The organism is Nocardia sp. 852002-51101_SCH5132738 (genome assembly GCF_001665695.1).
GTDB classification, from domain to species: Bacteria; Actinomycetota; Actinomycetes; order Mycobacteriales; family Mycobacteriaceae; genus Nocardia; species Nocardia nova.
In genome coordinates, this window is sequence record NZ_LZML01000202.1 from 39,669 (window position 1) to 63,262 (window position 23,594).

Sequence of the window (23,594 nt, forward strand, 5' to 3'; positions counted from 1 at the left end):
CGGTGCGAAATGCGAATTCGGCTGTGCGCGAGGCTCAGTGGATGTCGGCCTGTTCCTTGCGGGCGGTCACCGGCGCCGCGAGCTGTTGCTCCTCGCAGATCGCCTGCAACTTCTCCAGCGTCGCGTCGAGCCCCTCGCCCAGCCGCGGGCCCGGGGTGAAGGTCGCCGGCAGATGCCGCATGCCCTGGATGACGGCGATGGTGTCGTAGTGCACCGTGGTGTCGGGGTCGCAGCGGTAGTCCGGCATCCGGTCCAGCACCGCGAGCAGCATCCGCTTGAATACCGTGCGGGCCAGATTGGAGCCGATGCAGCGGTGGATCCCGAGCCCGAAACTGTAGTGCCGGTTGCGATGCCGGTCGAGGATGATCTCGTTGGGGTCCTCGAAGATCGACGGATCGCGGTTGGCCATCGCCCACGACAACCACAGCCGATCGCCCTCGGCGAATCGTGTGCCGACCACCTCGCAGTCCTCGGCGATGGTGCGGCCGTCGCCCGGGGCCGGCGTGTAGTACCGCAGGAATTCCTCGGTCGCCGAATCGAGCAGGGTCTCGCGTTCTGCGCTGAGGATTTCGCGCTGGTCCGGATGCTCCGACAACCATTCCAGCGAATGCGCGGTGAGCGCCGTGGTGGTGTCGAAACCGCCGCCGATGATCAGTGCCAGCATGCCGAGCATCTCGAGGTCGGGCAGTTGGGCGCCGTTGACCTTCGCCCGCACCACCGCGTCGATCATGCCCGGCCGCGGATTCTCCTTGATCTCGATCAGGTTGTTGAGCAGATCCAGGCCCATCTCCCGGTGCATCGCGGTGATCCGCTCGATATCCGGGGAATCGGGCGGGGTGTAGACCGCGGCATGGACCGGTTCGTTGTAGACCGTCCACTTCTTCAGCGGAATGCCGAGCATCGCCAAGGTGAGAACGGCGGGAACGATATTGGCCAGATCGTCGACGAAGTCGATGCGGCCGGATTCGATCTTCTCATCGATCGCCGCGCGCACGACCTCGTCGATGAACGGAATCCAGCGGTTGACCGCCGCCGGGGACAGATACGGGTTGAGCGCCGACCGCAGTTCACGATGCTCGGGCTCGTCCATCTCCAGGATCCCGCCCCGGATGGCGGCGGCGCGTGGCGGTTTCGGAATCGAAATCCCTTGATAGCCACGGCGTTCCCCGGCGGTGTCGTGATCGTTGGACACGTAGGGGCAGCGGGCGAGCTCGAACACCTCGCGGTTGCCGGCGGCGACCCAGTGGCCACCGTAGGTGTCCGACCAGGCGATCGGGCAGTGCTGCTGCATGTCCTGGGTGATGGACAGGAAATTGTCGCGATACTCCGGGGCGTACCGGTCGAACGAGTACTGCGGTTGTTTCCGCTCGTCGTCCGCCGGTCCGGCCTCGGTGATGTTTTCGGCGGTCACGGCGTTCCTCTCAGGTGATGGTGATCGCTCGTTCCGGGCACGACTGGGCGGCCTCGCGGACCTGTTCCTCCTGATCCGGGGGAACGTCCTCGCTGACCGCCGAGGAGTGGCCGTCGATTTCACTGAGTACGAACGACTTCGGAGCGACCATGGCGCACAGGGTGTGTCCCTGGCAGCGCTCCGGATCGACGCGAACCTTCACGGTGTCTCCCCTTAGATGTGATAGTCGTACCACTTGAGGTATCCGCCGGCGTCCACCCGCATCTGCATGCCTGTGACGTAGCGGGATTCGTCGGAGGCCAGGAACAGCACCATGTTGCTGGTGTCCTCCGGCTCGATCCACGGCACCGGCATGGCCTGCTGCACATGGAACGCGGGCTGCGCGTCCTGCAGGGTCGGCTTCTCGAGATCGGGCCGGAACGAGCGGTACATGGGCTCGCTCTGCAACATGTTCGTATTGCAGTTGGTCGGATGGATGACATTGGCGCGGATATTGCGCGCGGCGATATGCGTCGCCAATTCGTGCATGTACATCGACAATCCGCGCTTGGCGACCATATAGGCGATGCCGCCGGGATCCTTGCCGGGCTGATCGACCTTGGCCACATCCATCAACGCCGCGGTCGAGCCGGTGGCGATGATCGAGGCGCCGGTGTCCAGATACGGCAGTGCGGCGTGCACGGTGTTGATCACGCCGATCAGGTTGGTGTCGATGACGTCGGTCCAGGCCTGCCACTGCGGTTCGCCCTTCATGCCGGCGATGCCGGCCTGGGCCACCACGACATCCAGATGCCCCAGCTCGTCGACGCCGCGTTTCACCGCGTCGCGCAGCGCGGCGATATCGCGGACGTCGGCCTGCACGGCGACGATCCGGCGGCCGGTCTTCTCCACCAGTCGTTCGGTTTCCTCGAGGTCTTCCGGCCGCGCCATCGCATAGCCGATGGTCTCGATGTCCTTGCAGATGTCGACGGCGATGATGTCGGCGCCCTCGGACGCCAGCTTCACCGCGTGACTGCGGCCCTGCCCTCGTGCGGCACCGGTGACGAGGGCGACTTTGCCTTCCACGCGTCCCACTGGTGGTCCTTTCGGTTGTGTTGTGCCTCAGCGCGTTTCGCGCCGGTTAGGTATTGCGGCCGCCGTTGACGCCCAGGATCTGGCCGGTGATGTAGCCGGCTTCCTCGGAGACGAGGAACGCGCAGGCGGCGGCGATGTCCTCGGGCCGGCCGACCCGGCGGACCGGGGTGCGGGCGATGTGGTCCTCGATGGATCCGCCGAGCAGCTGGGCCTGTTCGGTCTTGCGCAGCATCGGTGTATCGATGAACCCGGGCGGGACCGCGTTCACGGTGATGCCCTCCGGGCCGAGTTCCAGGGCCAGCGATTTCGTCAGTCCGTTGACCGCCGACTTCGCCGAGACGTAGTGCGACATGAAGGGTTGCCCGGAATGGGTGCTGGAGGAGGAGATGTTGACGATCCGGCCCCACTGCGCGGCGCGCATATCGGGCAGGACGGCCTGAATGCTGTGGAAGACCCCGTGCAGGTTCACCGCGATGGTGCGTTCCCACTGCTCGAAGCTCAGGTTGGCGAAGCGGCGGTAGCCTTCGGCGCCGGCGGAGTTCACCAGCACCGTCACCGGGCCCAGTTGTTCCCGGATCGCGGTGAGCGCGGCGTCGATCTGGGCGCGGTCGGTGACATCGGCGGTGTGGTCGAATTCGGACTCGCCGGGTTTGATGTCGAGAGTGGCCACGCGAAAGCCGTCGGCGCGCAACCGATTCGCCACGGCCAGTCCGATGCCGGACCCGCCCCCGGTGACCACCGCTGTTCTCACGCCCACGGTTCGGCTCCCGCGATCGTGGTGCGGTGCAGTTCGCGTTCGGAGCTCGCGTCGTAGTGCAGGGCGCGGTGCAGGATTCCGGTGTTGTCCCACACCACCAGATCACCGACCGACCAGTCGTGGGTGTAGGAGAAGCGCGGCTGAGTCGACCACTCCAGGAGTTCGTCGAGCAGTGCGCGGCTCTCGGCCGCGTCCATGCCCACGATGTGGTCGGCGGTGGCGCCGATGACCAGTGAGCGGCGGCCGTCCCGGCGTTGCCACACCAGCGACGTTTCGTGCGTGGGCAGGTGGCGCCAGTCGGCGACCTGCTCGGCGGTCGGGTCGGGGTGCACGAGGCGCTGGGAGGCCTCGAAGCTGTGCACGACGCGCAGGTTGTCGTAGCGCTTGCGTTCGGCCTCGGACAGTCCTTCGTAGGCGGCGTAGGTGCTGGCGAACTGGGTGCCGCCGCCTTCCATCGCCACATGCCGCGCGGTGAGCACGGTGGCCTTGGCCGGCACGTCGTTGGTGGTGTCGTCGATATGCCAGAAGAAGGTGCCCTCGAGATATTTCGCGGCCCGGTTCTTCTCGGGATCCAGTGTGATGGTGAAGATTTCGCGGCCACCGGGAGCGAGCACCGTGCCCAGGCGCCGGCAGAACGCCAGCTGGGCTTCGTCGTCGAGATGCAGTCCGCGGGCCACCAGGACGCCGCGCCACTTCAGGGCCTCGAGGCACCGGCTGATCACCGTGTCGTCGTGCAGATCCTCGACCCCGGTGACCTCCACTCCGATGGTGGGGTTCAGCGCTGTCGTCTCAACCACAAGAATCTCCCTTCCAATTGTGAGAACCGTACTCTCGCTCGGCGTTTCTCCGCAAGGTTTCCCTGGATTCGCGCACGTTCCGAGGGTGACCGGGTAACGGCGGCGATCGGTGGGACGCGTTCGGCCATTGCTGGGGCCGAACCTGCTCGGATACATTATTCTCCATTGTTGAGAATGGAATTTCCATAGACGAGGAGACGGGATGCCACAGGGCAACGCGACGGCCGGCGACGGGCGCGCCGTCACCAGACGAATGCTGATCGACGGTGAACTCGTCGCGGGGGAGCGCAGTTTCGCCTCACTCAATCCGGCCACCGGAGAGATCTACGGGTACGCGCCCGAGGCGAGCATCGCCGACACCGAGGCGGCGATCGCGGCCGCGCGCCGGGCCTTCGACACCACCGACTGGTCCACGAACACCGAATTCCGCGCGCACTGCCTGGAGCAGTTCTACGCGGCACTGCGCGCCAACGTCGAAGACCTGCGCGAGCTGACCATCGCCGAGGTCGGCGCGACCCGGATGATGACCCACGCCAATCAGCTCGAGACACCGTTCGAGATGGTGAAATACTTCGCCGGTCTCACCCGCACCTACCCGCGCACCGAGGAACTCGGCGAGGTGGAGGACCGCGGCCGAATGCACCGTCGCTGGGTGGAGCGCGAGGCCTCCGGTGTGGTCGCGGCGATCGCGGCCTACAACTATCCGCATCAGCTGGCGCTGGCGAAACTGGCGCCGGCGCTGGCCGCCGGTTGCACCGTGGTGCTCAAGGGCGCCCCCGATACGCCGCTGGCCACACTGGCGCTCGGCGAGGTGATCGCGGAGCACACCGACATCCCGACGGGGGTGGTGAACGTGCTGTCCGGATCCGATGTCGAGGTGGGCAGGACGCTGACCACTCATCGCGATGTCGACGTCGTCAGCTTCACCGGATCGACCGCGGTGGGCCGCCAAATCATGTCGGCGGCCGGCGATTCGCTCAAACGCGTCTTCCTGGAACTGGGCGGCAAATCCGCGATGGTCGTGCTCGACGACGCCGATTTCGGCACCGCCGCGATGTTCGGCGCCTTCAGCATCTGCAGCCACGCCGGGCAGGGCTGTGCGATCACCACGCGCATGCTGGTGCCGCGCGAGCGCCACGACGAGGTGGCCGAGATGGTCGCCGGATTCATGTCCAAGGTCAGCTACGGCGACCCGGGCGATCCGAAAAACTATATGGGCCCGCTGATTTCGGAACGCCAGCGCGACAAGGTGCACGGTCTGGTGCAGCGCGCGGTGGAGGCCGGCGCGAAACTGGTGTGCGGCGGGGAGAAGGTCGACCCCGGCTACTTCTACGCCCCGACCCTGCTCGCGGGCGTCGACCCGGACAGCGAGATCGCCCAGGAAGAGGTGTTCGGTCCGGTGCTGGCCCTGATCCCGTTCGACGACGACGAGGATGCGGTTCGCATCGCCAACAACTCCGTCTACGGGCTGTCGGGCGGCGTGTTCTCCGCCGACGAGGACCGGGCGCTGGCGGTGGCGCGGCGCATCCGCACCGGAACGATGAGTATCAACGGCGGCAACTACTTTCATCCCGATGTGCCGTTCGGCGGCTACAAGCAGTCGGGCATCGGCCGCGAGATGGGTGTGGCCGGGATCGAGGAATTCCTCGAGCAGAAGTCCTTCGCAGCGGTGGTGGCGTGATGAGCGGCGGCAAACCCCTGGACGGCATCCGCGTCCTCGAGGTCGCGATGTACGGGTTCGTCCCCTCGGCTGGTGCGGTGCTGGCCGAATGGGGGGCGGATGTGGTGAAGGTGGAACACGCCCGCACCGGTGATCCGCAGCGCGGGTTGCGCCAGATCGGCCGCTTGAAGGTCGAGGGCGATCCGAATCCCAATATCGAGCACGCCAATCGCGGCAAACGCAGTATCGGACTGGACATGTCCGTCCCCGAGGGGCGCGAGGTGATCTACGAGCTGGCGAAGACGGCCGATGTGTTCCTCACCAGCTTCCTGCCGCAGGCGCGCGCCAAATTCGGCATCGATGTCGACGACATCCGCGCGGTGAAGCCGGACATCGTCTACGCACGCGGCAGCGCGCTGGGACCGCGCGGTGAGGAATCGACCAAAGGCGGTTTCGATATGACCGCGTTCTGGTGCCGTGGGTCGGTCGCCGCGACCATCACCCCGGAGGGGATGGACGGGCTCATCTCCCCGCCCGGTCCGGCCTTCGGCGACACCATCTCCGGCACGAATCTGGCCGGCGGTATCGCGGCGGCGCTGCTGAAACGCGAACGGACCGGCGAACCGTCGGTGGTCGACGTCTCGCTGCTGGGCAGCGGCCTGTGGTCCATGGGCCACACCATCGCGCTGTCGGCACATCTGCGGCAGCCGCTGATCGCGCCCGCACCCGGTTCGCACGGGGCGCCGACCAATCCGCTGTCGGGCCTCTACGAGACCGCCGACGGCCGCTTTCTCTCGCTGGTCATGTTGCAGCCCACCAAGTTCTGGGCCGACGTCATGCGCCACATCGACCGGCCGGAGCTGGCCGACGATCCCCGCTTCGCCACGGCGGAGTCGATCGCCGCCAATACCGAAGCGGGCGTGGCGATTCTGCGTGAGGCGATCGGGCAGCGCACCCTCGCCGAATGGACCGAGAAACTCGCCACCATGGCCGGGCCGTGGGCGCCGGTGCAGGACAGCCTGCAGGTCGGCTCCGATCCGCAGATCTGCGCCAACGACTACCTGGTGCAGGTCGGCAGCCTCGAAATGGTCGCCAACCCGGTGCAATTCGATCTCGCCGCACCCGATACCGGGCCCGGGCCGGAATTCGCGGCGCACACCGAGGAAGTGCTGCTGGAGCTGGGATTGGACTGGGATCGCATCATCGCGCTCAAGACCGCCGGCGCCATCACGTAGTTTCGCCCGCAGGAAGGCTGACATGCCCTGTGTCGCATCGATCGGAACCTATCTGCCCTGTTGGGGCGGACCGCGCGGCCGTGTGCCCGGCGCGGACGAGGACGCGGTGACCCTGGCCGTGGAGGCCGGGCGGGCCGCCCTCTCGGGCGCCCCGCGTGCCACCGCGTATGTCGAGCGCGTCGTCGTGGTGAGCCGGGATCTGCCGTTGCTGGAGAGCAGCAATGCCGCGGTGCTGCTGGCCGGACTGGGTTTGGATCCCGAACTCGAGGTTATCGAACGACTCGGCGGCGCGCCCGCGACACTGGACGCGCTCAGCTCCGCCCGCCCGCGCACGCTGATCATCGGCGTCGACCTGGATCCGGCCGGTGCGGCCGCGGCGCTGGTCGCCGAGCGCGGACTGGCGGTGCGGACCGCGGCCCGGGTGGCGCGCAGTCTGCCGGTGCGCACCCGCAACGCCACCGGCGATGTCCACGATTACGGTGATCCGCGGCTGCTGCACGAGCGCGGCCTGCTCGCCTCGCTGGCCGCGGCGTGGGTGGATACGCCGGTGATCGTGTCGGGCGTCGACCACGAGCAGGCGGCCCACCTGTGCGTCGGTGACCCACCACGATTGCCGACGACGGGGGCCGGGTCGAGCCTGTTCGCCCTCGCGGCACTGGCCGACTGGGGACAGACGGGGCTGCTCGTCGGGGTCGAGCAGGCCAGTCTGTCGGGGGTCACGGTCTCCGCGGGGCCGGTGCGGGTATACCGGCGCGAGCCCGCGGTGCGAGCCGAACCGGAGGCGGTCGCGGTACCGGGTGCCGACATCCCGATCTCGCTGGCCGCCTACGAGCGGGCCTTCGAGGCCAAGGTGCGCTGGGAGGCCGGTCGCCACCCGGGCCGCGACGAATTGGATTTCCCGCCGCGCTATCGCCTCGGTGACGACGGCCGGCTCAGCACGGACTACACGCTGATTCCGCTGCCGCGCACCGGAACCGTGTACACCGAGGTGACGGTGCACGTGCCGGTGCCCGGTCTGCGAACACCGTATTCGCTGGTGATCGTCGAACTCGACGAGGTGGACGTGCGGGCACTGGTCAAGGTCACCGGCACCGACCCCGGCACGGTCCGCATCGGCGACCGCGGGCGCATGGTCCTGCGCCGGGTCGCGGTGCGCTCCGGGGTGCCGGACTACGGGTACGCGTTCGAGCCGGACACGGAGGCGGCATGAGACATAATCGCGCAGCGCTCGTGGCGCCGACCGGGGTGCGGGCGCTCCCGCGAATTACGGAGGCGGCATGAGACGGGTGGCACTGGTCGGCGCCGGGATGACGCCGTTCGCCGAACATTTCGCGCTCGGGATCAAGGATCTGCTGCCGATGGCCTTCGCCGAATGTGCGGCGTCGGTGGACAAGGGGGTCGCGAAATCGGACCTGCAGGCGGCGTGGTTCGGGGCGATGGGCACCCCGGACGGGTTTCCCTCGGGCATTCTCGCCGACGTGCTCGGGGTGCCGGACCTGCCGGTCACCCGCGTCGAGAATTCGTGTGCCACAGGCAATGACGCGGTGCGCAACGCCCTGTTCGGCATCGCCTCCGGTGCCTATGATGTGGCGCTGGTGATCGGCGCGGACAAACTCCGCGAAACCGCCTCCAAGGACATGTTGTGGGAGTGGGAGGCGATGACCCGCGATATGGCGTGGGACTACCCGCTCGGCCTGATCGCGCCGGCCGGCTTTGCCCTGCACGTCGCTCGCTACCTGCACGAATCGCCCGCCGGGCGCGAGCATCTGGGCATGATCGCGGTGAAGAACCACCGGCACGGCGTCTCGAATCCGAAGGCGCGCTTACGTTTCGAGATCTCGCTGGAGCAGGCCCTCGCCGCGCCGATGGTGGTGGACCCGTTCGGCGTGTACGACTGCGCGCCGCAGAGCGACGGCGCCGCCGCGCTGATCCTCGCCGCCGAGGACGTGGTGGATCGCTACACCGATCGGCCGGTCTGGATCAGGGGAGTGGGTTTGGGCCTGGATTCGGTGATGCACCAGCACAAACGGGATATGACCACATTCCCGGCGACGGTGCGCGCGGCGAAACAGGCCTTCGCGATGGCGGGACTGACTCCGGCCGATATCGATGTCGCGGAGGTGCACGATTTCTTCACCGGCATCGAATTGATCAGCTACGAGGATCTCGGCTTCGCCGACCGCTTCGAGGCCTGCAAACTGGTCGACACGGGCGCGACCAGCGTGGGCGGCGCGCTGCCGGTGAACCCGAGCGGAGGATTGAAGTCCAAGGGCCACCCGCCGGGGGCCACCGGTGTGGCGCAATGCGTGGAACTGTTCGAGCAACTGCGCGGCCATGCCGCGAATCAGGTCGACGGGGCGCGAATCGGATTGGCGCACAACCTCGGCGGCCCCACGGCGGTGTCGGCGGTGACGATTCTGGAGGGTCCCCACGGCTGAGATGTCCCCGCGCTGCGAATCCGAGGTCGTCGCGCTCGTCACCGGGCGCGTGGCCCGGCGGCGTGCCGTATTGGATTGGGCCGCACACTATGTCGGCCGTGACGGCACCGTGCATGTCGTCTGTGACGGCACCCTGGCTCCGGCGCTGGTGAGCTCGATCATGGTCGGCATGTTCGTCGATGCCGAACAGGTCGAACACGCCGATTTCGCGCAGACGGCGATGCTGCTGGCGCCGCACGGCTGTAACTGGACCTGGCAGCATCTGCCCTTCGGGGCCATCGGGCACGCGGTGGCCCTCGCGCGGCGCAAGAGCCTGCTCGCGGTGGTGCCCGCGCGATCGCAGTTTCTGCGCCCGCCGTCCGTGCGAATCGTCTGCCCGCGGTGAATGCCGCTGCGCTCCCTGGCAATCGGCCGCTGTGAGACACCTGTCCGAACTATAGTTTCGTTCGGGTGTGAGAAGGAGATCGCGATGGACCTGTCTCTCGTAGCGCCGGAACTGCGCGGACCCGCGCGCTGGTTGCCGCCGCTGACGATCGGCCGCCGCTGGGCATTGCGCCTGGTGCGCCTGGCCGCCGCGCATCGGCCCGCCCGTCGAATAGCGGGCGTGCGCATCGAGCACCTCGCGGCCGGCCGCGTACCGCTGCGTGTCTATCGCCCCACGGGCACTTCTTCGCCGGTTGCGGTGTTGTGGATTCACGGCGGCGGATACGTTCTCGGCAGTCCGGTCCAGGACGATGCCTTCTGTTCGGTCACCGCTCGCGACCTCGGCGTCACGATCGTCTCCGTCGACTACCGCCTCGCACCCGAACATCCCTTTCCGGCTCCACTGCAGGACTGCTGGATCGCATGGATGTGGTTGCAGCGCAACGCCGCCCGATTCGGTGTCGATCCCGCGCGGGTGGTGCTCGGCGGGCAGAGCGCCGGCGGCGGCCTGGCCGCCTGCCTGTGCCAGCGGCTCGTCGCCGACGGCGGCTCCCGCCCGGCCGCCCTGTGGTTGAGCGCGCCGATGCTCGACGACCACACCGCCGCACGCCGCGATCTGGACGCCCTGCGCCATCTCGGCTGGACCAACGACAACAATCGCTACGGCTGGGGCAGCTACCTCGCCGCCCCACCCGGCAGCGCCACCGTGCCCGATTTCGCCGTAGCCGCCCGTCGCGTCGACCTCACCGGCACCCCGCCGACCTGGATAGGCGTCGGCACCATCGACCTGTTCCACGACGAGGACGTCGCCTACGCGGAGCGTCTGCGCGCGGCGGGCGTGCCGGTCGAACTCGACGTCGTCCCCGGCGCGCCCCACGGTTTCGACAGCTGGGCGCCGGGCGCGGGCCTCGCCCGCGAATTCCACGCACGGTCTCGCCGGTGGCTGGCGACGACGATGGGGTTGACGGTTCACGAACGCGCGCATCGCTGATCGTCGTCTCTGCGACCACGTTGCGTGACGATGCTCGTGCAGTTCAGGTTCGGCCACGACGCAGGAGCTTCCGTATCCTCAGCTTCGGGTGTCCTTGCGGTGGGCGGCGTTGAAGCGCGCCTTCTTCTGGCGGTTTCCGCAGGTGTTCATGTCACACCATTTGCGGGTGCGGCTCCGGCTGGTGTCGAAGAAGGCGGCGCGGCAGGTCGGTGATGCGCACAAGGCCAGTTTTCCGTCTCGTTCGCCCGCGATGATGTTGATCGCGTCGGCGGCGATCACGCCCAGGGCGTCTTCGACGCAGGACGGCGAGGTAAGTCGCCATCGCCGTGTGCCCTCGGGTGTCAGGATTGCCGTGGCCCGGCCCTGAAGGCTGCGGTCGTTGATGATTCGGACGGCATGTGCGGGGAGTGGGTCGTGAATCGCGGCCGCTGTCGCGGCGGCGTGAATTGCCTCCCGTAGTTCCTGGGCCAGCTCGAGCTGGGCGGTGGTGCAGGAGTCCACGGTCAGCTCGTTCACCGCCAGCCAATCGACGAGTCGCTGCGGCGTCGGGATGCGTTCCACCGGATCACCGTGACGCTCCGACAAAGTTCCCGTGAAGCTCGTCGCCAGCACGGTGCCGAGGCGGAAATCAGGAAACCCAGCAGGCATGGAACCACCTTAGCTGGTTGCAGCCTGTCGCCAGTGCATGTTAGAACCGTCTTAGCCGGTTCGCGCAGTCCGGAGCCGGCTCCGCGACGACCAGGAGGTCTCATGTCCGCGCTCGGCCACCTCGATCCGGTTTCCACTCCCGATTCCACTGACGTAGAGCCGTTCGAAGCCCACGCAACCGACGCCGAACTCGACGATCTGCGCGCTCGATTGGCCGCGGCGCGGCTACCGGAGGCTGAGACGGTCCCGCTCGGCGCGTCCGGCCCCCGCCGATGGGCGCAGGGAGTTCCACTCGCCGACCTCGTCGAGGTCGTGAATTACTGGCGCACCGAATACAACTGGCGTTCGTTCGAGGAGCGTCTCGATCGAATCGGCCAGTACCGCACGGCAATCGACGGCCTGAGAATCCACTTTCTGCACCGGCGATCCGCGCGCCCGGATGCGATTCCTCTGATCCTGACGCACGGCTGGCCGGGCAGCATCGCCGAATTCATCGACGTGGTAGACGATTTGGCAGACCCGAAGGACGCATCCGCGCCGGCGTTCCATGTCGTGGTCCCGTCCCTACCGGGCTTCGGTTACAGCGACAAACCAGCCACCACCGGGTGGGGCACCGAAAAGATCGCCGCCGCATGGGTGGAACTGATGGAAAGGCTCGGCTACAGCAGGTTCCTGGCCCACGGCGGCGACTGGGGAGGCAACATCACGACGGTTCTCGGCGGCAGGTTCCCGGAACATGTGCTCGGCATCCATTCGCTGTTCGCCGAGGCCCCGCCCGGATCGGCAACGGACGGGCTGACCGCGGCCGAACGCAGGTGGGCCGAGGAGACCCGTCATTTCTGGCGCCACCGCGCCGCATACGCGAAGCAGCAGGCCACCCGGCCACAGACCATCGGCTACTCGCTCCTCGACTCACCGGTCGGACTCCTCGCCTGGATCCTCGACAAGTTCGCCGAGTGGAGCGACACCGACGACAGCCCGTTCGAAACGATCTCCAAAGATCGCATTCTCGACGACGTCACCCTGTATTGGCTGACGTGCACCGGCGCATCGGCAGCCCGCATCTATTACGAAAGCCACAACTCGCTCGACCCCGACCTCCGAGTCGACGTCCCGTCGGCAATCACCATGTACCCCCGCGACATCGAAAAATGCCCGCGCCCCTGGGCGCAGGAGCGGTACCGGCGGATCGTCCGATGGAACGCACCCGAATGCGGCGGACATTTCCCGTCGCTGGAAGTTCCCCAGTATTTCGTGAAGGACCTGCGAGAAGGCCTGGCCGCAGTGTCGGCCGCCGGTCTGCCCACGCGCTGCGGATCGAGCGTGCTCCCGAGTTCGCGCGACAGCGCAGAATATCCATCGTGAGTCTGGACACGACTATCCTGCGGTGGCTTTCGCTGCATAGGACACCGGCTTTGACAACGGTGGCGCGGGTGGCAATGGATGCCGGGATGAGCAATACGGTCATAGCCGCGGCCGGGGTCGTGGGCTTGGTTGTCGTGGCCGCGAAACGCTGGTGGTGGCAGGGGAATACGATCGCCGCGTCGGTAGTGGCGGCGCAGTCGGCAGCCAGGGCTCTGAAGCATATGATCCACCGGGAGCGCCCACCGATGGACGTCTCGGTCGTTCATGTCGGTGCGTTCTCGATGCCCTCGACCGTGGCCGCGATGACGGCCGCTGTCGCGGTCACCGCCTATTCGGTCCTGCCCTGGCCGGCGGAGCACCGGCGCTGGGTGGGAGGCGTCATCGCCGCGCTCCTCGTCTGCATCGGTATCGCGATGGTCTACCTGGGGGCGCACTGGCCGACGGATGTGCTGGCCGGTTGGGGTCTGGGCGCGGCAGTTGCCGGAATTGTCATGATGGTGGCCCGAGTCGCCTCTCGACGTGTCCGCAAATCGGCAGCGCCCGCGAGCGGAATCCTTGACACCCCCGACGTTGCCACTCGGGTGCATTCCTCCGGTCGGCTTCCGGGCAACCGTCCGCCGGGACCTTGACACGGTGTCGGCCGCAGCGTTTGACTAGGGAAATTCTCGTTTCACCTCGCATGATGACGGTCGGAGAAGTTGACTTATGCGCAGCGGAGGGTTGACGGGTCCGAGGCTCCGGCGCGGAGCGGGCTACCGCGGAATCGGCATAGCGGCGGCAGTGATCGGGCTCTGCATCGTCTCGCTGGGGGTATCCCGGACGGCCACAGGCGAACCAGTGGCAAATGCTGTCGACACCGGGTTCTCCGTTCCCTTCTCCGGGGCGCCCGGATACGAGCAGGTGGCGCCGACGCGGATGAGCAGCCCGGATCAGCTGAACCAGCCGCTCGGCGAGGCGGCGGCGGATCGGATCGCCGCGCAGATCGGGCTCGACCGCGCCGATGCGTTGACCGATCAGCAGTATCAGGATTTGAGCAGCGGTGGGGGAGTCGGCGGCAACCGGGACGCGGCGAATGTGATCAACGCGTGCGTCGACATCCTCGCCAATACGGTCGGCCGACCGCTCTATTCCGATGTCGGCGGGCAACGTACGCCCTCGACCCTGGCCGGTTACGGGTTGTATGTGAATCCGAGCGGCATGCTGGAGAGCCCGGCCAACGCCGACGCGCCGACACGGCAGGTGAATACCCTGATCGCGCCCGGCGGCTATGTCGGTAACTGGTTGCGGGACAACGGTGCGACCCGGAGTCTGGTCGCGCTGTACCGGTCCGCCTACACGGTGCAGGCCGCTTACGGGTTTGTGGCGCAACAGATTTCGGGTGCGGCTCAGCTGGTAACCAACACAGAGGGAAAGACGAGCACCGTGGTCGGAATGTCGATGGCGCCGCCGCTGTGGATCGTGAACTTCGCCCTGATCTACATCTTGAAACCCGCCTCGGCGGCGGCCATGCCCGCCTACTGGGCGCCCATTCCCGGCCCCGTGGTCGACGCCATGAAGGCCAGTCCCACCGGGCAGGTCCCGTTCGGCGAATACGCCTCCTACTTCGGGTAGTTCCCGCACACGGCCGGCACGTGGCGGTTTCCCGAGGTCCCGGAGATCCCGGCCGCGGTTAGAGTCGGGGCATGAGTAGCGAACCGCTTGCACTGCCCTCGGCCGAGTGGCCGGACTGGCTCGGCGATTACGTCCGCGGCCGGCTGCGGACCGCGGCGGAAACGGTGGCGCAGCTGAAGGCCGCGACACCCGCCGACACCGCCGGCGTGCTCGAACTGTGGAACGACGCCGACATCGCGCTGCGCGGGGCTGATTCGGCCGCGCACCTGTTCGCCGAAGTCCACCCCGACCCCGGGGTGCGCGGACCGGCCGAGGAATTGGTGCAAGAGGTCGATCGAGCCCGGACCGCGCGCGATCTCGACCGCGATCTCTACGACATCGTCGCCGCCACCGACTCCGCGAGCCTGGACGAGGTGTCGGCGCGCATGCGCGAGCATGTCCTGCGCGATTTCCGGCGCAGCGGTGTGGACCGCGACGAGCCGACCCGGGACCGGCTCCGGGCGATCTCCGAGCGGCTCACCGTACTGGAACAGGAATTCGGCCGCACCATCCGCGAAGACGTCCGCTCGATCCAGGTCTCACCCGGCCGACTCGACGGGCTGCCAGCGGATTTCGTCACCGCGCATCCGCCCGGGGCGGACGGACTCGTCACGGTCACCACCGACTATCCGGACTATCTGCCGTTCCGTACCTACGCCCGGGACGCCGAGGCGCGCCGCGCCCTCACCGTGGCGTTCGAGAGCCGCGGCTGGCCCGCCAACGACGCTGTGCTGCACGAGATCCTGGATCTTCGTGCCGAGAAGGCACGGCTGCTCGGCTTCGACAGCTGGCCCGATTACGACGCCGACGTCAAGATGATCGGTAGCGGGCACGCCATCGCGGAATTCATCGAGCGCATCGCGAGCGCCGCCGACGCCGCGGGCCGGCGCGATCTCGAGACACTGCTGGCCCGGCGCCGCGAGGACGAGCCCACCGCCACGAGCATCGACCGCTCCGAGGTCGGCTACTACACCGAACTCGTGCGCCGCGAACAGTACGACGTCGACGCCCGGGAGGTGCGCCGCTACTTCGATTTCCCGCGCGTGCGAGCCGGTCTGCTCGAAGTCACCGGCCGCCTCTTCGGACTGGAGTATCGACCCGTCGACGTCCCGCGCTGGCACGAGGACGTCACTGTCTACGACGTCTACGCCGACGGTGAACGACGCGGGCGGATCTATCTGGACCTGCATCCCCGCGAGGGCAAATACAAGCACGCCGCGCAATTCGACCTCGTCGGCGGTGTCGCCGGAAAACTCCTGCCCGAGGGCGTGCTGGTGTGCAACTTCTCGCGCGGACTGATGGAACATCAGCACGTCGTCACGCTGTTCCACGAGTTCGGGCACCTGATCCACCACGTCGTGGGCGGCCACCAGGACTGGGCGCGCTTCTCCGGGGTCGCCACGGAATGGGACTTCGTCGAGGCCCCGTCGCAGATGCTGGAGGAATGGGCGTGGGACGCAACCGTTCTCGCCACCTTCGCCGTCGACGAAACCGGGGCGCCCATCCCCGCCGAACTGGTGGACCGCATGCGGGCGGCGAAAGAATTCGGCAAGGGCGTTTCGGTCCTCACACAGGTCGGCTACACCGAGGTGTCCTATCTGCTGCACCAGGACAGGCCCGCCGACCACGACCCGGTGGTCGTCGATGCCGTGACGCGGCACAGTGGAATCGCCGAGGTGCCGCAGACCCATTTCCAAGCCTCGTTCGGGCACCTGGCCGGCTACACCTCCGCGTACTACACCTATCTGTGGAGCCTGGTGATCGCGAAGGATCTGTTCTCCGCGTTCGACGCCGGCGACCTGTTCGATCCCGTTGTGGCGCAACGCTACCGCGACCGGATCCTGGCACCGGGTGGTTCGCGCGACGCGGCGGATTCGGTGGCCGACTTCCTCGGACGCCCCTTCACCTTCGACGCGTTCGCGGCCTGGCTGGACCGTGCGCCCACGCCGCATACGGTGTCGTGAACGGGGCGTACGTCGTCAGTTGTGCGTCCAGTCGGGTTGCAGCAGGTCCGCCACCCGGGTTTCGCGGCCGAGGAGCACGACGTCGCGGAATTGCAGCAGTATGGCGCCGGTCGGTGCATGAATGGTCATCGAGTCGCCGATCCTCAGTTGCAGCAGCCGGGAGCCGTCCTTCCGGTCGACCCAGTGCGGCACCTCGTCGGCGGCGAGGCGGTCGAGCCGAACGAAGTGAACGGCGTGCACCTCGTCGGCGTTGGGGTCGAGGGCACCGGGATCGTCGAGGGCGACGACGATGGGAGTGATCGCGAAACCGGACGCCGCCGGGAAATCGTCGAGCCGGCCGAGGACATCGGTGGGCGAGGCGACCAGGCCGACCTCCTCGTGCAATTCCCGTAACCCCGCCGCGATCGCGCTTTCGTCACCGTCGACCCGCCCGCCGGGCAGCGCCCACTGACCGGCGTTGCGGCCGCGATAGGCCCGTTTGATCACGATCACGCAGGGGTGACCGTCGTGTTCGAGTACGCACAGCACGACTGTCGCGCGGCGCATTCCGGGCGCATCCGGAGTTGTTCGGAAGCCGAACTCGCGCAGGCGTAATGCGGCGAGGTCCCGGAAGTTCTGCACGCTCATCCCTCGATCTTGTCATCAGGATGCCGCGGCAGCCCGGTTCGCCCCGAAGCCGCCTCGCATCCCGCTTCCCTCGGTGCCGGGTGCACAGCGTAGCCACCCTGGGAAACAGACGGGCCCACCCGGATGGGAAGCTGTCCGGACAGTTTCCGTCGGTGAGTGGAGGGCATGGAGTTGAGTACCGCGCCGTCGCTGGGCCGTCCGGTCGGAGCCAGTGGTGTGCAGACGCGCCGGCGGATCATCGCGGCCACCATGCGGTGTGTCTCCGAGGTGGGGTATTCCCGTGCGACGATCCGGGAGATCGCGCGGGTGGCGGACATGACCAGCGGTAGCTTGTACCACTACTTTCCGAACAAGTCCGAGCTCGTGAAAGCGGCGTTCCTGGAGCTGTCGGAAACCACGGTGCCGCGCTTGGCCGCGGCCGCCGACCGGGTCGACGGTGTGCTGGACAAGTTGATGGCGGTGCTCGACGAGGGCGACCAGGTGATCAGCGACTACCCGTTCGCGGCGGCGTTCGACCGCGCCATCCGGGTGGAGAGCCCCGCACATCTGCACCTACCCGAGGACAGCGACACCATCTTCACCGCGCTGCGTGCGGTGATCAGCGGAATCGTCCGGCAGGCGGAGCACGAGGGCGCGCTGAGTCAGGGGTTGGATCCCGCCTCTGCTGCGGACGCGGTGTATGCCCTTTTCCGGGGGCTGTACGACCAGGCCGCGACTGCGGCGCCGCAGGATTATCATGCGGCGGTCGATGCGTCGAAGATGCTGTTGCGGGGGAGTTTGTTCGACTTCACCCAACCCCCACGGTAGCCCCGGTCATTCGGCGGGGCTGTAGCGGATGTGCAGCCGGGTGACGCCACGCAGGATGAAGGTGGGCAGATACCGGTACCGTCGCGCACCGGCCGGACCGTGCCGGTCCTCGTCGACGCGGATATCCCGGGTGCGATCGAACAGCCGATTCAACGCGGCCAGCGCTTCGGCGCGCGCCAATGGTGCGCCGGGGCAGGTGTGTACCCCTCGCCCGAATGCTACGTGGGTGCGCGCATTGGGCCGCTCGGGGTCGAAGGTGTCGGGATCGGCGAACCGGCGCGGGTCGCGATTAGCGCGGCATTGACGAGCATCACGATCGTGCCCGCCGGCAGGTCCACGCCCCCGACGGTCACCGGCACCTTGACCAGCCGGAAATCGCCGCGTATGGGACTTTCGTAGCGCAAGGTCTCCTCGATGAAGTTGGGCAGCAGGTCGCGATTCGCGCGCAGCCTGCCTTGCAGCTCCGGGTCCTCGGCGATGAATTGCACTGCCGTGCCCAGCAATCGGACCGTGGTCTCCTGCCCGGCGGCGAACAGATTCGCCGCCACCCGGACCGCGTCGATCACCTCGGGGGTACGGCCGTCGGGGAAGGTCGCGGACGCAACGCCGGTCAGGACGTCGCTGCGAGGATGGGCGCGGCGGTCGGCGATGTAGCCGGAGAATTTGTCGTACAGGTAGTCGAGCGGGGTGTGCCCGAGGGCTTGTCCGCGGCTGCTGCCGAGGACACTGCTGTTGCCGAGCAACGCGGCGCGGAACTCTTCGTGGTCGGCCTCCGGAACACCGAGCAGATCGGCGATGACGAGCATCGCGAACGGCTCGGCGAAGGCGGAGTTGAACTCGACCCGGCCGTCGGTGAGAGCCTCGTCGTACTGACGGTCGGCCAGCCGCCACATGAACTCCGCATTCTCCTTCAATCGCTTCGGTGTGATCATGCGTGCCAGCAGCGCCCGGTGCGCGGTGTGATCGGGCGGGTCCATCGTCGGCAGTTGATCGCTCATCGCCACTTCGTCGCGATGCGCGGCGATCAGGTCCGAGATGTCGTCACCGGTCAGTGGGACCGGGAAACCCGGGAACGGTCCGGTCACCGACAGGCAGGAGGAGAACCGCTCGGTGTCGCCGAAGATGGCGAGTGCCTCGTCGTAGCCGGTCACCATCACCACGTCGTGGTGCTTCTCTCGCCGCAGCGGGCACTCTTCGCGCAGCGAGGCGAAATAGTCGTACGGGTCGCGCAGCAGTTGTTCATCGGTGAAAAAGTCGACGGCGTCGATATCGGTTGTAGCGTTGTCCTGCACTGTGATTCGCTCTTTCACGAGATATCGATGCCTTCGTAGCTTCCGAGCATGTCGTTGCTGGGCAGAGCCATCTGCAGGTATACGTCGATATGCCGGATCAGCCCGGCGTCGTCGAATTCGTAGACCGACATCGAATTGACGACGCTGGAGAAATTTCCGACCTTGCTGCGTTCCTCCAATTCGAGGAATACCACATTGCGGTGTTCGGTGATGCGTTTGAAGCTGCCCTCCCATTCGGCGGATTTCGCCCAGCCGGTGAGAAATTCGATGTACTGGTCCCAGTTCATGACCTCTTTGAAGTTGCCGATTCGCTCGAACTCCGCGACGGCGACCATATCGGCCAGCGCCGCCCAGCTCGCGGCCGAGAATCCGGGCTCCTTCGCCTCATCGACGAGCCGTTTCACGGTGGCGCCGTATTCCAGCACAAGGTGCGACAGGCCGGTGTGCTCGCGCGCGACGGCGGCGATGTCGTGCGATGTCATTTGCCGGCTCCCTCGACATTTCGCCGGCCGACCGCGAGATACCGGTCCAGTACCGAATGGAAGTGCGCGATCACAATCTCCTCACCGACCAGCGACAAGTATTCGAGTCGGTTGCTGCGCAGACCGCGCTGCTGGCGTGGCATCTGCTCGTAGTCCTGTTCGAGTGCGAGGAAGTACTTGTAACTCCCGGGGTCGTCGACCTCGACGGGTGCCGCACGGACGGCGTCGCGGAAATCTTCCGGTAGATACATGTAACTGCATACGTGCCAGATACAGCGGTGCGGGTCGCCGTCGGGGTGCGGCGACGACATGATGACGTGGCATTCGCCCGCACGGATCGTCATGAAGAAGTTCGGGAAGAGAAACCAGCCGTGATTGTCGCTCATCTGCGCATCCGTCAGGTCGCTGACATCGAGACCCTGCTCGGTCAATGTGGCACGGGTGGCTTGTTGGAGCAGGGTGCGTGCCGTGACACCGGCCGGGAATGCGAGGTCGCCGCCGGAGTCGCGGAAGCCGGCGACCAATTCGTCGAAAGCGGGCAGAACGCGCGCGACGCCTGGGAAGGTCTCGGTAAGACCTCGGATGCCCTCGACTTGTTGTTCGGGAGTGAAGTGCTCGGCATTCGCGACCTCGAACGGTGCGACCGCGACGCTGTGATCGTCGAAGAAGCGATAACGGGCCTTGGTTCCGTCGACGTCGATGGCGCGCAACAGTTCCGGGTGGATGCCGGCGATATGGTAGCCCTCGGAGAAGGCATCCATGACCACCTTCCAATTGCAGTCCAGTCCCTCCCGCACATCCATCACCGTGGTCATCCGGTCGAGGTGGTACGGCGCGAGCAGTTCCGCGACGTCTGGTCCGATGAAGTCCATGAGGGGTGCGGCGTGCGGATCAGGGTTCAAGAAGATGAATCCGGCGAAGCATTCGACCGGGACCGTGAACAACGAATGCTCGGATTTTTCGATATCGTCGCCGTAAGCGTCCTGACGCAGAATTCCCTTCAATCTGCCTTCGAGGTCGTAGGACCACAGGTGGTACTGGCACAGAAATCCCCGCTTCGCATTTCCGGACCCACTGCACAGCGGGTTGCCGCGGTGCCGGCAGGCATTGACGAATCCGCGGATGGTCCCGTCGCGACCGCGGGCGAGGACGAAGGACTGATCGAGTATCCGATACTCCTTCCAGTCGCCGGTTTCCGGAAGGTCGTCGACCCGGCCGGCGATCTGCCATACCCGCCACCAGATCGCATCTCGTTCCTTTTCGGCGAACGCCGGTGCGGTATAGCGGTCGGTCGAGATGCGTGTGCCGAACCGGTCGTTGCCGATCTCTCGTGCGCTTGCCGCGGTATCGACCCAGTCTCCGGGTTTCGCTGAATTCATGGGCTTTCCTTCGGAATTCGCGCAGCCGATGCGCGGATACGGCGAGATGTCATCGGTGAGAGCGAACCGGATTCGCAACGACCAAAGGGGTACCCGACGCGGCTACTAATCAATCAGTTGATTGATTAGTAGCCTGCATCACAGTCCTGGTCGGTGTCAAGGTGTCCGAGGAATATCGGTACCGGCTAACGCCCCCGCCGCACCTGATCGAACGGCACATCCCGGTCGGCGGCGTCCTCACGGGGCATGCCCAGGACGCGTTCGCTGATGATGTTGCGGGCCATTTCGGTGCTGCCCCCGGCGAGGCTCCAGGCCTGCCGGTAGAGGTACTCCTGGCCGGCTCGGCCGAGGCCGGGTTCGTCGCCCGGGTCGCCGGTCGCGGCGGCGGCGCCGGCGATGCGCAGGGCGGCATCGGACTGCAGCCACGAATTGCGGGCGCTGAACAGGCGCACGATCGAACCGGCCGCGGGGGCCAGATCGCCGGCGGCGATGCGGGCGCCGACATGGGCGATGAGCTGGTCGTGAACCAGATTCATCGCATGCGCTTCGCCGATGTCCTCGCGCACGCGCGGGTCGGCGAGTTGTCCCGTGCGCCGGGCGATCTCGATGAGGGCGCGCACATCGCGGCCACTGTGCTGGCCCACGCCGCTGGCGTACGGGGAGGCGCCACCGACCGCGCTGCGTTCGTGCTGCAGCAACCGGCTCGCGACGGCCCAGCCGCCGTCGACCTCGCCGACCACGGCATCGGCCGGGATCCGGACATCGTCGAAGAACTCCTGACAGAATTCGGTGGACCCGTCGACCTGGGTGATCCGGCGGATGGTCAGTCCGGGGGAGTGCACCGGCACCAGGAACATGGTCAGCCCGGCGTGTTTGGGCACCTGCCAGTCGGTGCGGGCCAGGCACAGCGCATAGTCGGCGGCATAGGCGCCCGAACTCCAGATCTTGGACCCGTTCAGCACCCACTCGTCACCGTCACGATCGGCGCGGGTGGTGAGGCCGGCCAGGTCGGATCCGCCGCGCGGTTCGGACAGGAATTGCACCAGCAGCTCCTCACCGCGCAGCGCGGCGGCGATGTGGGTGCGTTTCTGCTCCTCGCTTCCCATGTCGAGAAGTGTTGCGGCGCAGATGGTGAGGGTCGGGATATTGAGCGCCAGCGGCATCTCGTACGGGCGTGACTCCTCGGTGAAGGCGCGCTGATGGGCCGGGCTCAGGCCCAGGCCGCCGTATTCGGCGGGAAAGCAGATCCCGGCGAAGCCGCCGTCGTAGAGAATGCGCTGCAGTTCGCGAGCGCGGGCCCACACCTCCGGCGATTTCTGCTCACCCGAACGGACCGGCGGCGCCGGCGGCAGCGTCTCCCGCAACCAGCGACGGGCGCGGTCGCGGAAACTGTCGACCGATTCGGTTGTGGTGGTGGCGGATTCGGTGGTGCTCATGCGGGGATCGTCTCCAGCAGATCGGTGAGCCGGCGCCGGTGTTCGGCCGGGGTTCCGTACAGGGCGCGTCCGAGCGTGACCCGGCGCAGATACAGATGCAGATCGTGTTCCCAGGTGACGCCGAGCCCACCGTGGATCTGCACGCATTCCTGCACGATCTCGCCGGCCGTGGCGCCGACGAAGGATTTCGCGACGCCGACCGCCTCGGCCGTGTCGATGGTGTCGTCGCCGAAGCTCGCGGCCGCGGCCCAGGAGGTGGCCCGGCATGCCTCCAGGGTGGTGGCGATGTCGGCGGCCCGGTGTTTGAGCGCCTGATACGAGGCGAGCGGACGGCCGAAGGTGTAGCGGTCGAACATCCACTGCACCGTGGCCTCGAAGGCTCGCTGCGCGGCTCCGGCCATCTCCGCCGCGCTCAGCGTGGCGGCCACGAGCAACTGCGCCTCGGCGGCGGCCGCGGCGGCTTCGGGATCGCGCTGCACCACGGCGTCCGAGGCGACGGATACGTCGTCGAAAACGACTGTGGCCGTGCGACGCACGATATCCAGGGTCCACACCGGGGTGACGGTGACACCGGGCGTGTCCGTGGCGACGAGGAGCTGCACCGGGCCCTCGGGCCCCCGAGCGTCGACGATCAGCAGATCGGCCTGGGCGCCGTATTCGACGCGATCCTTCACCCCCGACAGCCGGTACCCGGCACCGTCCGGCGTGGCCACGGTGTCGAAGGTGGCGGGAGCCGGACCCGTGCCCGGTTCGTAGTGGGCCCAGGTCGCGATCGCGGCTCCGGCGAGGACGTCCGCTATCGCCGCGTCGAAATCTCCTGTGCTGCCGAGCAATCCGGTCAGCGTGGCATTCACCGCGAGCAGCGGCCCGGGGGCGCACGCGCGCCCGAATTCCTCGGCGAGCAGCGCGAGGTCGGCCATCGGCGTGTCCGATACCGCGCCGCCGCCGAGCCGTTCGGGGACCAGGGGTGCGGTCCAGCCCAGCTCGGCGCCGCGCCGCCACCAGTCCCGATCGAAGCCGTCGGGGGAGTCGGCGAGGCGGCGCACCGTGTCCACGGGCACGGTGGCGGCGAGAAAATCGCGGGTGGTGGTCCGGAACAGCCGTTGGTCGGCGGTGGGGGCGGCAGTCACGAATGCGGTCCTTACGCAAGGGCCTCCC

The 23,594-nt window shown here is 67.3% G+C and carries 22 protein-coding genes and 1 pseudogene; 11 read left to right on the top strand and 12 right to left on the bottom strand.

The genetic code is table 11. The features are described 5' to 3' along the window. Positions 1–34 precede the first annotated feature (34 nt). The 5 genes from A5789_RS31525 to A5789_RS31545 are packed head-to-tail and all read right to left on the bottom strand — an operon-like array spanning position 35 to position 4,039. On the bottom strand, positions 35–1,411 hold the full coding sequence (locus A5789_RS31525; RefSeq protein WP_063013864.1) for a cytochrome P450: 1,377 nt from the start codon (positions 1,409–1,411) through the stop codon (positions 35–37). Positions 1,412–1,421: 10 nt separating this feature from the next. Next, on the bottom strand, positions 1,422–1,613 hold the full coding sequence (locus A5789_RS31530) for a ferredoxin (RefSeq protein ID WP_030517538.1): 192 nt from the start codon (positions 1,611–1,613) through the stop codon (positions 1,422–1,424). An 11-nt stretch (positions 1,614–1,624) separates the two neighbouring features. Next, positions 1,625–2,485 (bottom strand): mycofactocin-coupled SDR family oxidoreductase, encoded by an 861-nt coding sequence (locus tag A5789_RS31535; protein WP_030517539.1) that lies wholly within the window; start codon positions 2,483–2,485, stop codon positions 1,625–1,627. Between the two features lie 46 nt (positions 2,486–2,531). Then, on the bottom strand, positions 2,532–3,236 hold the full coding sequence (locus tag A5789_RS31540) for an SDR family NAD(P)-dependent oxidoreductase (RefSeq protein ID WP_063013996.1): 705 nt from the start codon (positions 3,234–3,236) through the stop codon (positions 2,532–2,534). Beyond that, positions 3,233–4,039: a TauD/TfdA family dioxygenase gene (locus tag A5789_RS31545; protein WP_064904823.1), complete on the bottom strand. Its 807-nt coding sequence runs from the start codon at positions 4,037–4,039 to the stop codon at positions 3,233–3,235. The genes A5789_RS31540 and A5789_RS31545 overlap by 4 nt, the downstream gene beginning before the upstream one ends. A 202-nt stretch (positions 4,040–4,241) precedes the next feature. Between A5789_RS31545 and A5789_RS31550 the strand changes: the two genes are divergently transcribed. From A5789_RS31550 to A5789_RS31575, 6 genes are all read left to right on the top strand, one after another. After that, positions 4,242–5,720, top strand: a complete 1,479-nt coding sequence (locus tag A5789_RS31550) for an aldehyde dehydrogenase family protein (protein ID WP_064904821.1) — start codon at positions 4,242–4,244, stop codon at positions 5,718–5,720. After that, complete coding sequence (locus A5789_RS31555) at positions 5,720–6,934, top strand: CaiB/BaiF CoA-transferase family protein (RefSeq protein ID WP_064904820.1); 1,215 nt, start codon at positions 5,720–5,722, stop codon at positions 6,932–6,934. Before A5789_RS31550 ends, A5789_RS31555 begins: the two co-directional genes overlap by 1 nt. A 22-nt stretch (positions 6,935–6,956) precedes the next feature. Next, a complete protein-coding gene (locus tag A5789_RS31560) occupies positions 6,957–8,144 on the top strand; it encodes an OB-fold domain-containing protein (protein WP_063013872.1) in 1,188 nt (395 codons plus the stop codon). Positions 8,145–8,211: 67 nt separating this feature from the next. Continuing rightward, positions 8,212–9,372: a thiolase gene (locus tag A5789_RS31565; RefSeq protein ID WP_063013874.1), complete on the top strand. Its 1,161-nt coding sequence runs from the start codon at positions 8,212–8,214 to the stop codon at positions 9,370–9,372. A gap of 1 nt (position 9,373) precedes the next feature. After that, positions 9,374–9,757, top strand: coding sequence for a hypothetical protein (locus tag A5789_RS31570; RefSeq protein ID WP_063013876.1), 384 nt, complete (start codon positions 9,374–9,376; stop codon positions 9,755–9,757). Between the two features lie 84 nt (positions 9,758–9,841). Next, positions 9,842–10,786, top strand: coding sequence for an alpha/beta hydrolase (locus A5789_RS31575; protein WP_063013878.1), 945 nt, complete (start codon positions 9,842–9,844; stop codon positions 10,784–10,786). Positions 10,787–10,864: 78 nt separating this feature from the next. Here the strand turns inward: A5789_RS31575 and A5789_RS31580 are convergent, their stop codons facing one another. Beyond that, positions 10,865–11,434 (bottom strand): ABATE domain-containing protein, encoded by a 570-nt coding sequence (locus tag A5789_RS31580; RefSeq protein WP_063013880.1) that lies wholly within the window; start codon positions 11,432–11,434, stop codon positions 10,865–10,867. A 102-nt stretch (positions 11,435–11,536) separates the two neighbouring features. On the opposite strand from A5789_RS31580, the gene A5789_RS31585 reads away from it, so the two are divergent. The 4 genes from A5789_RS31585 (at position 11,537) to A5789_RS31600 (ending at position 16,413) form a co-directional block, all read left to right on the top strand. Next, entirely contained in the window at positions 11,537–12,799 is a 1,263-nt protein-coding gene (locus A5789_RS31585; RefSeq protein WP_082941093.1) for an epoxide hydrolase family protein, read from the top strand. Continuing rightward, on the top strand, positions 12,796–13,428 hold the full coding sequence (locus tag A5789_RS31590) for a phosphatase PAP2 family protein (RefSeq protein ID WP_195063799.1): 633 nt from the start codon (positions 12,796–12,798) through the stop codon (positions 13,426–13,428). Before A5789_RS31585 ends, A5789_RS31590 begins: the two co-directional genes overlap by 4 nt. A 76-nt stretch (positions 13,429–13,504) precedes the next feature. Continuing rightward, a complete protein-coding gene (locus tag A5789_RS31595; protein WP_064904815.1) occupies positions 13,505–14,410 on the top strand; it encodes a hypothetical protein in 906 nt (301 codons plus the stop codon). Between the two features lie 71 nt (positions 14,411–14,481). Then, the gene (locus A5789_RS31600; RefSeq protein WP_064904814.1) at positions 14,482–16,413 is read left to right on the top strand and encodes a M3 family metallopeptidase; all 1,932 of its coding nucleotides are present in this window, start codon (positions 14,482–14,484) and stop codon (positions 16,411–16,413) included. Between the two features lie 15 nt (positions 16,414–16,428). On the opposite strand, the gene A5789_RS31605 is transcribed toward A5789_RS31600, so the two are convergent. Beyond that, positions 16,429–17,040 (bottom strand): CoA pyrophosphatase, encoded by a 612-nt coding sequence (locus A5789_RS31605; RefSeq protein WP_064904812.1) that lies wholly within the window; start codon positions 17,038–17,040, stop codon positions 16,429–16,431. A gap of 165 nt (positions 17,041–17,205) precedes the next feature. Between A5789_RS31605 and A5789_RS31610 the strand changes: the two genes are divergently transcribed. After that, positions 17,206–17,847 carry a TetR/AcrR family transcriptional regulator gene (locus A5789_RS31610; protein WP_063013888.1) on the top strand — a complete coding sequence of 214 codons (642 nt, stop codon included), beginning with the start codon at positions 17,206–17,208 and terminating at the stop codon, positions 17,845–17,847. A 6-nt stretch (positions 17,848–17,853) separates the two neighbouring features. On the opposite strand, the pseudogene A5789_RS31615 reads toward A5789_RS31610, so the two are convergent. From A5789_RS31615 to A5789_RS31635, 5 genes and pseudogenes are all read right to left on the bottom strand, one after another. Further along, positions 17,854–19,139, bottom strand: a pseudogene (locus A5789_RS31615) (cytochrome P450). A gap of 14 nt (positions 19,140–19,153) precedes the next feature. After that, complete coding sequence (locus A5789_RS31620) at positions 19,154–19,621, bottom strand: hypothetical protein (RefSeq protein WP_064904810.1); 468 nt, start codon at positions 19,619–19,621, stop codon at positions 19,154–19,156. Then, the gene (locus A5789_RS31625) at positions 19,618–21,000 is read right to left on the bottom strand and encodes an SRPBCC family protein (protein ID WP_064904902.1); all 1,383 of its coding nucleotides are present in this window, start codon (positions 20,998–21,000) and stop codon (positions 19,618–19,620) included. Before A5789_RS31625 ends, A5789_RS31620 begins: the two co-directional genes overlap by 4 nt. A gap of 185 nt (positions 21,001–21,185) precedes the next feature. Next, complete coding sequence (locus A5789_RS31630; RefSeq protein ID WP_064904808.1) at positions 21,186–22,436, bottom strand: acyl-CoA dehydrogenase family protein; 1,251 nt, start codon at positions 22,434–22,436, stop codon at positions 21,186–21,188. After that, positions 22,433–23,566, bottom strand: coding sequence for an acyl-CoA dehydrogenase family protein (locus tag A5789_RS31635; protein ID WP_064904805.1), 1,134 nt, complete (start codon positions 23,564–23,566; stop codon positions 22,433–22,435). The genes A5789_RS31630 and A5789_RS31635 overlap by 4 nt, the downstream gene beginning before the upstream one ends. Positions 23,567–23,594 lie beyond the last annotated feature (28 nt).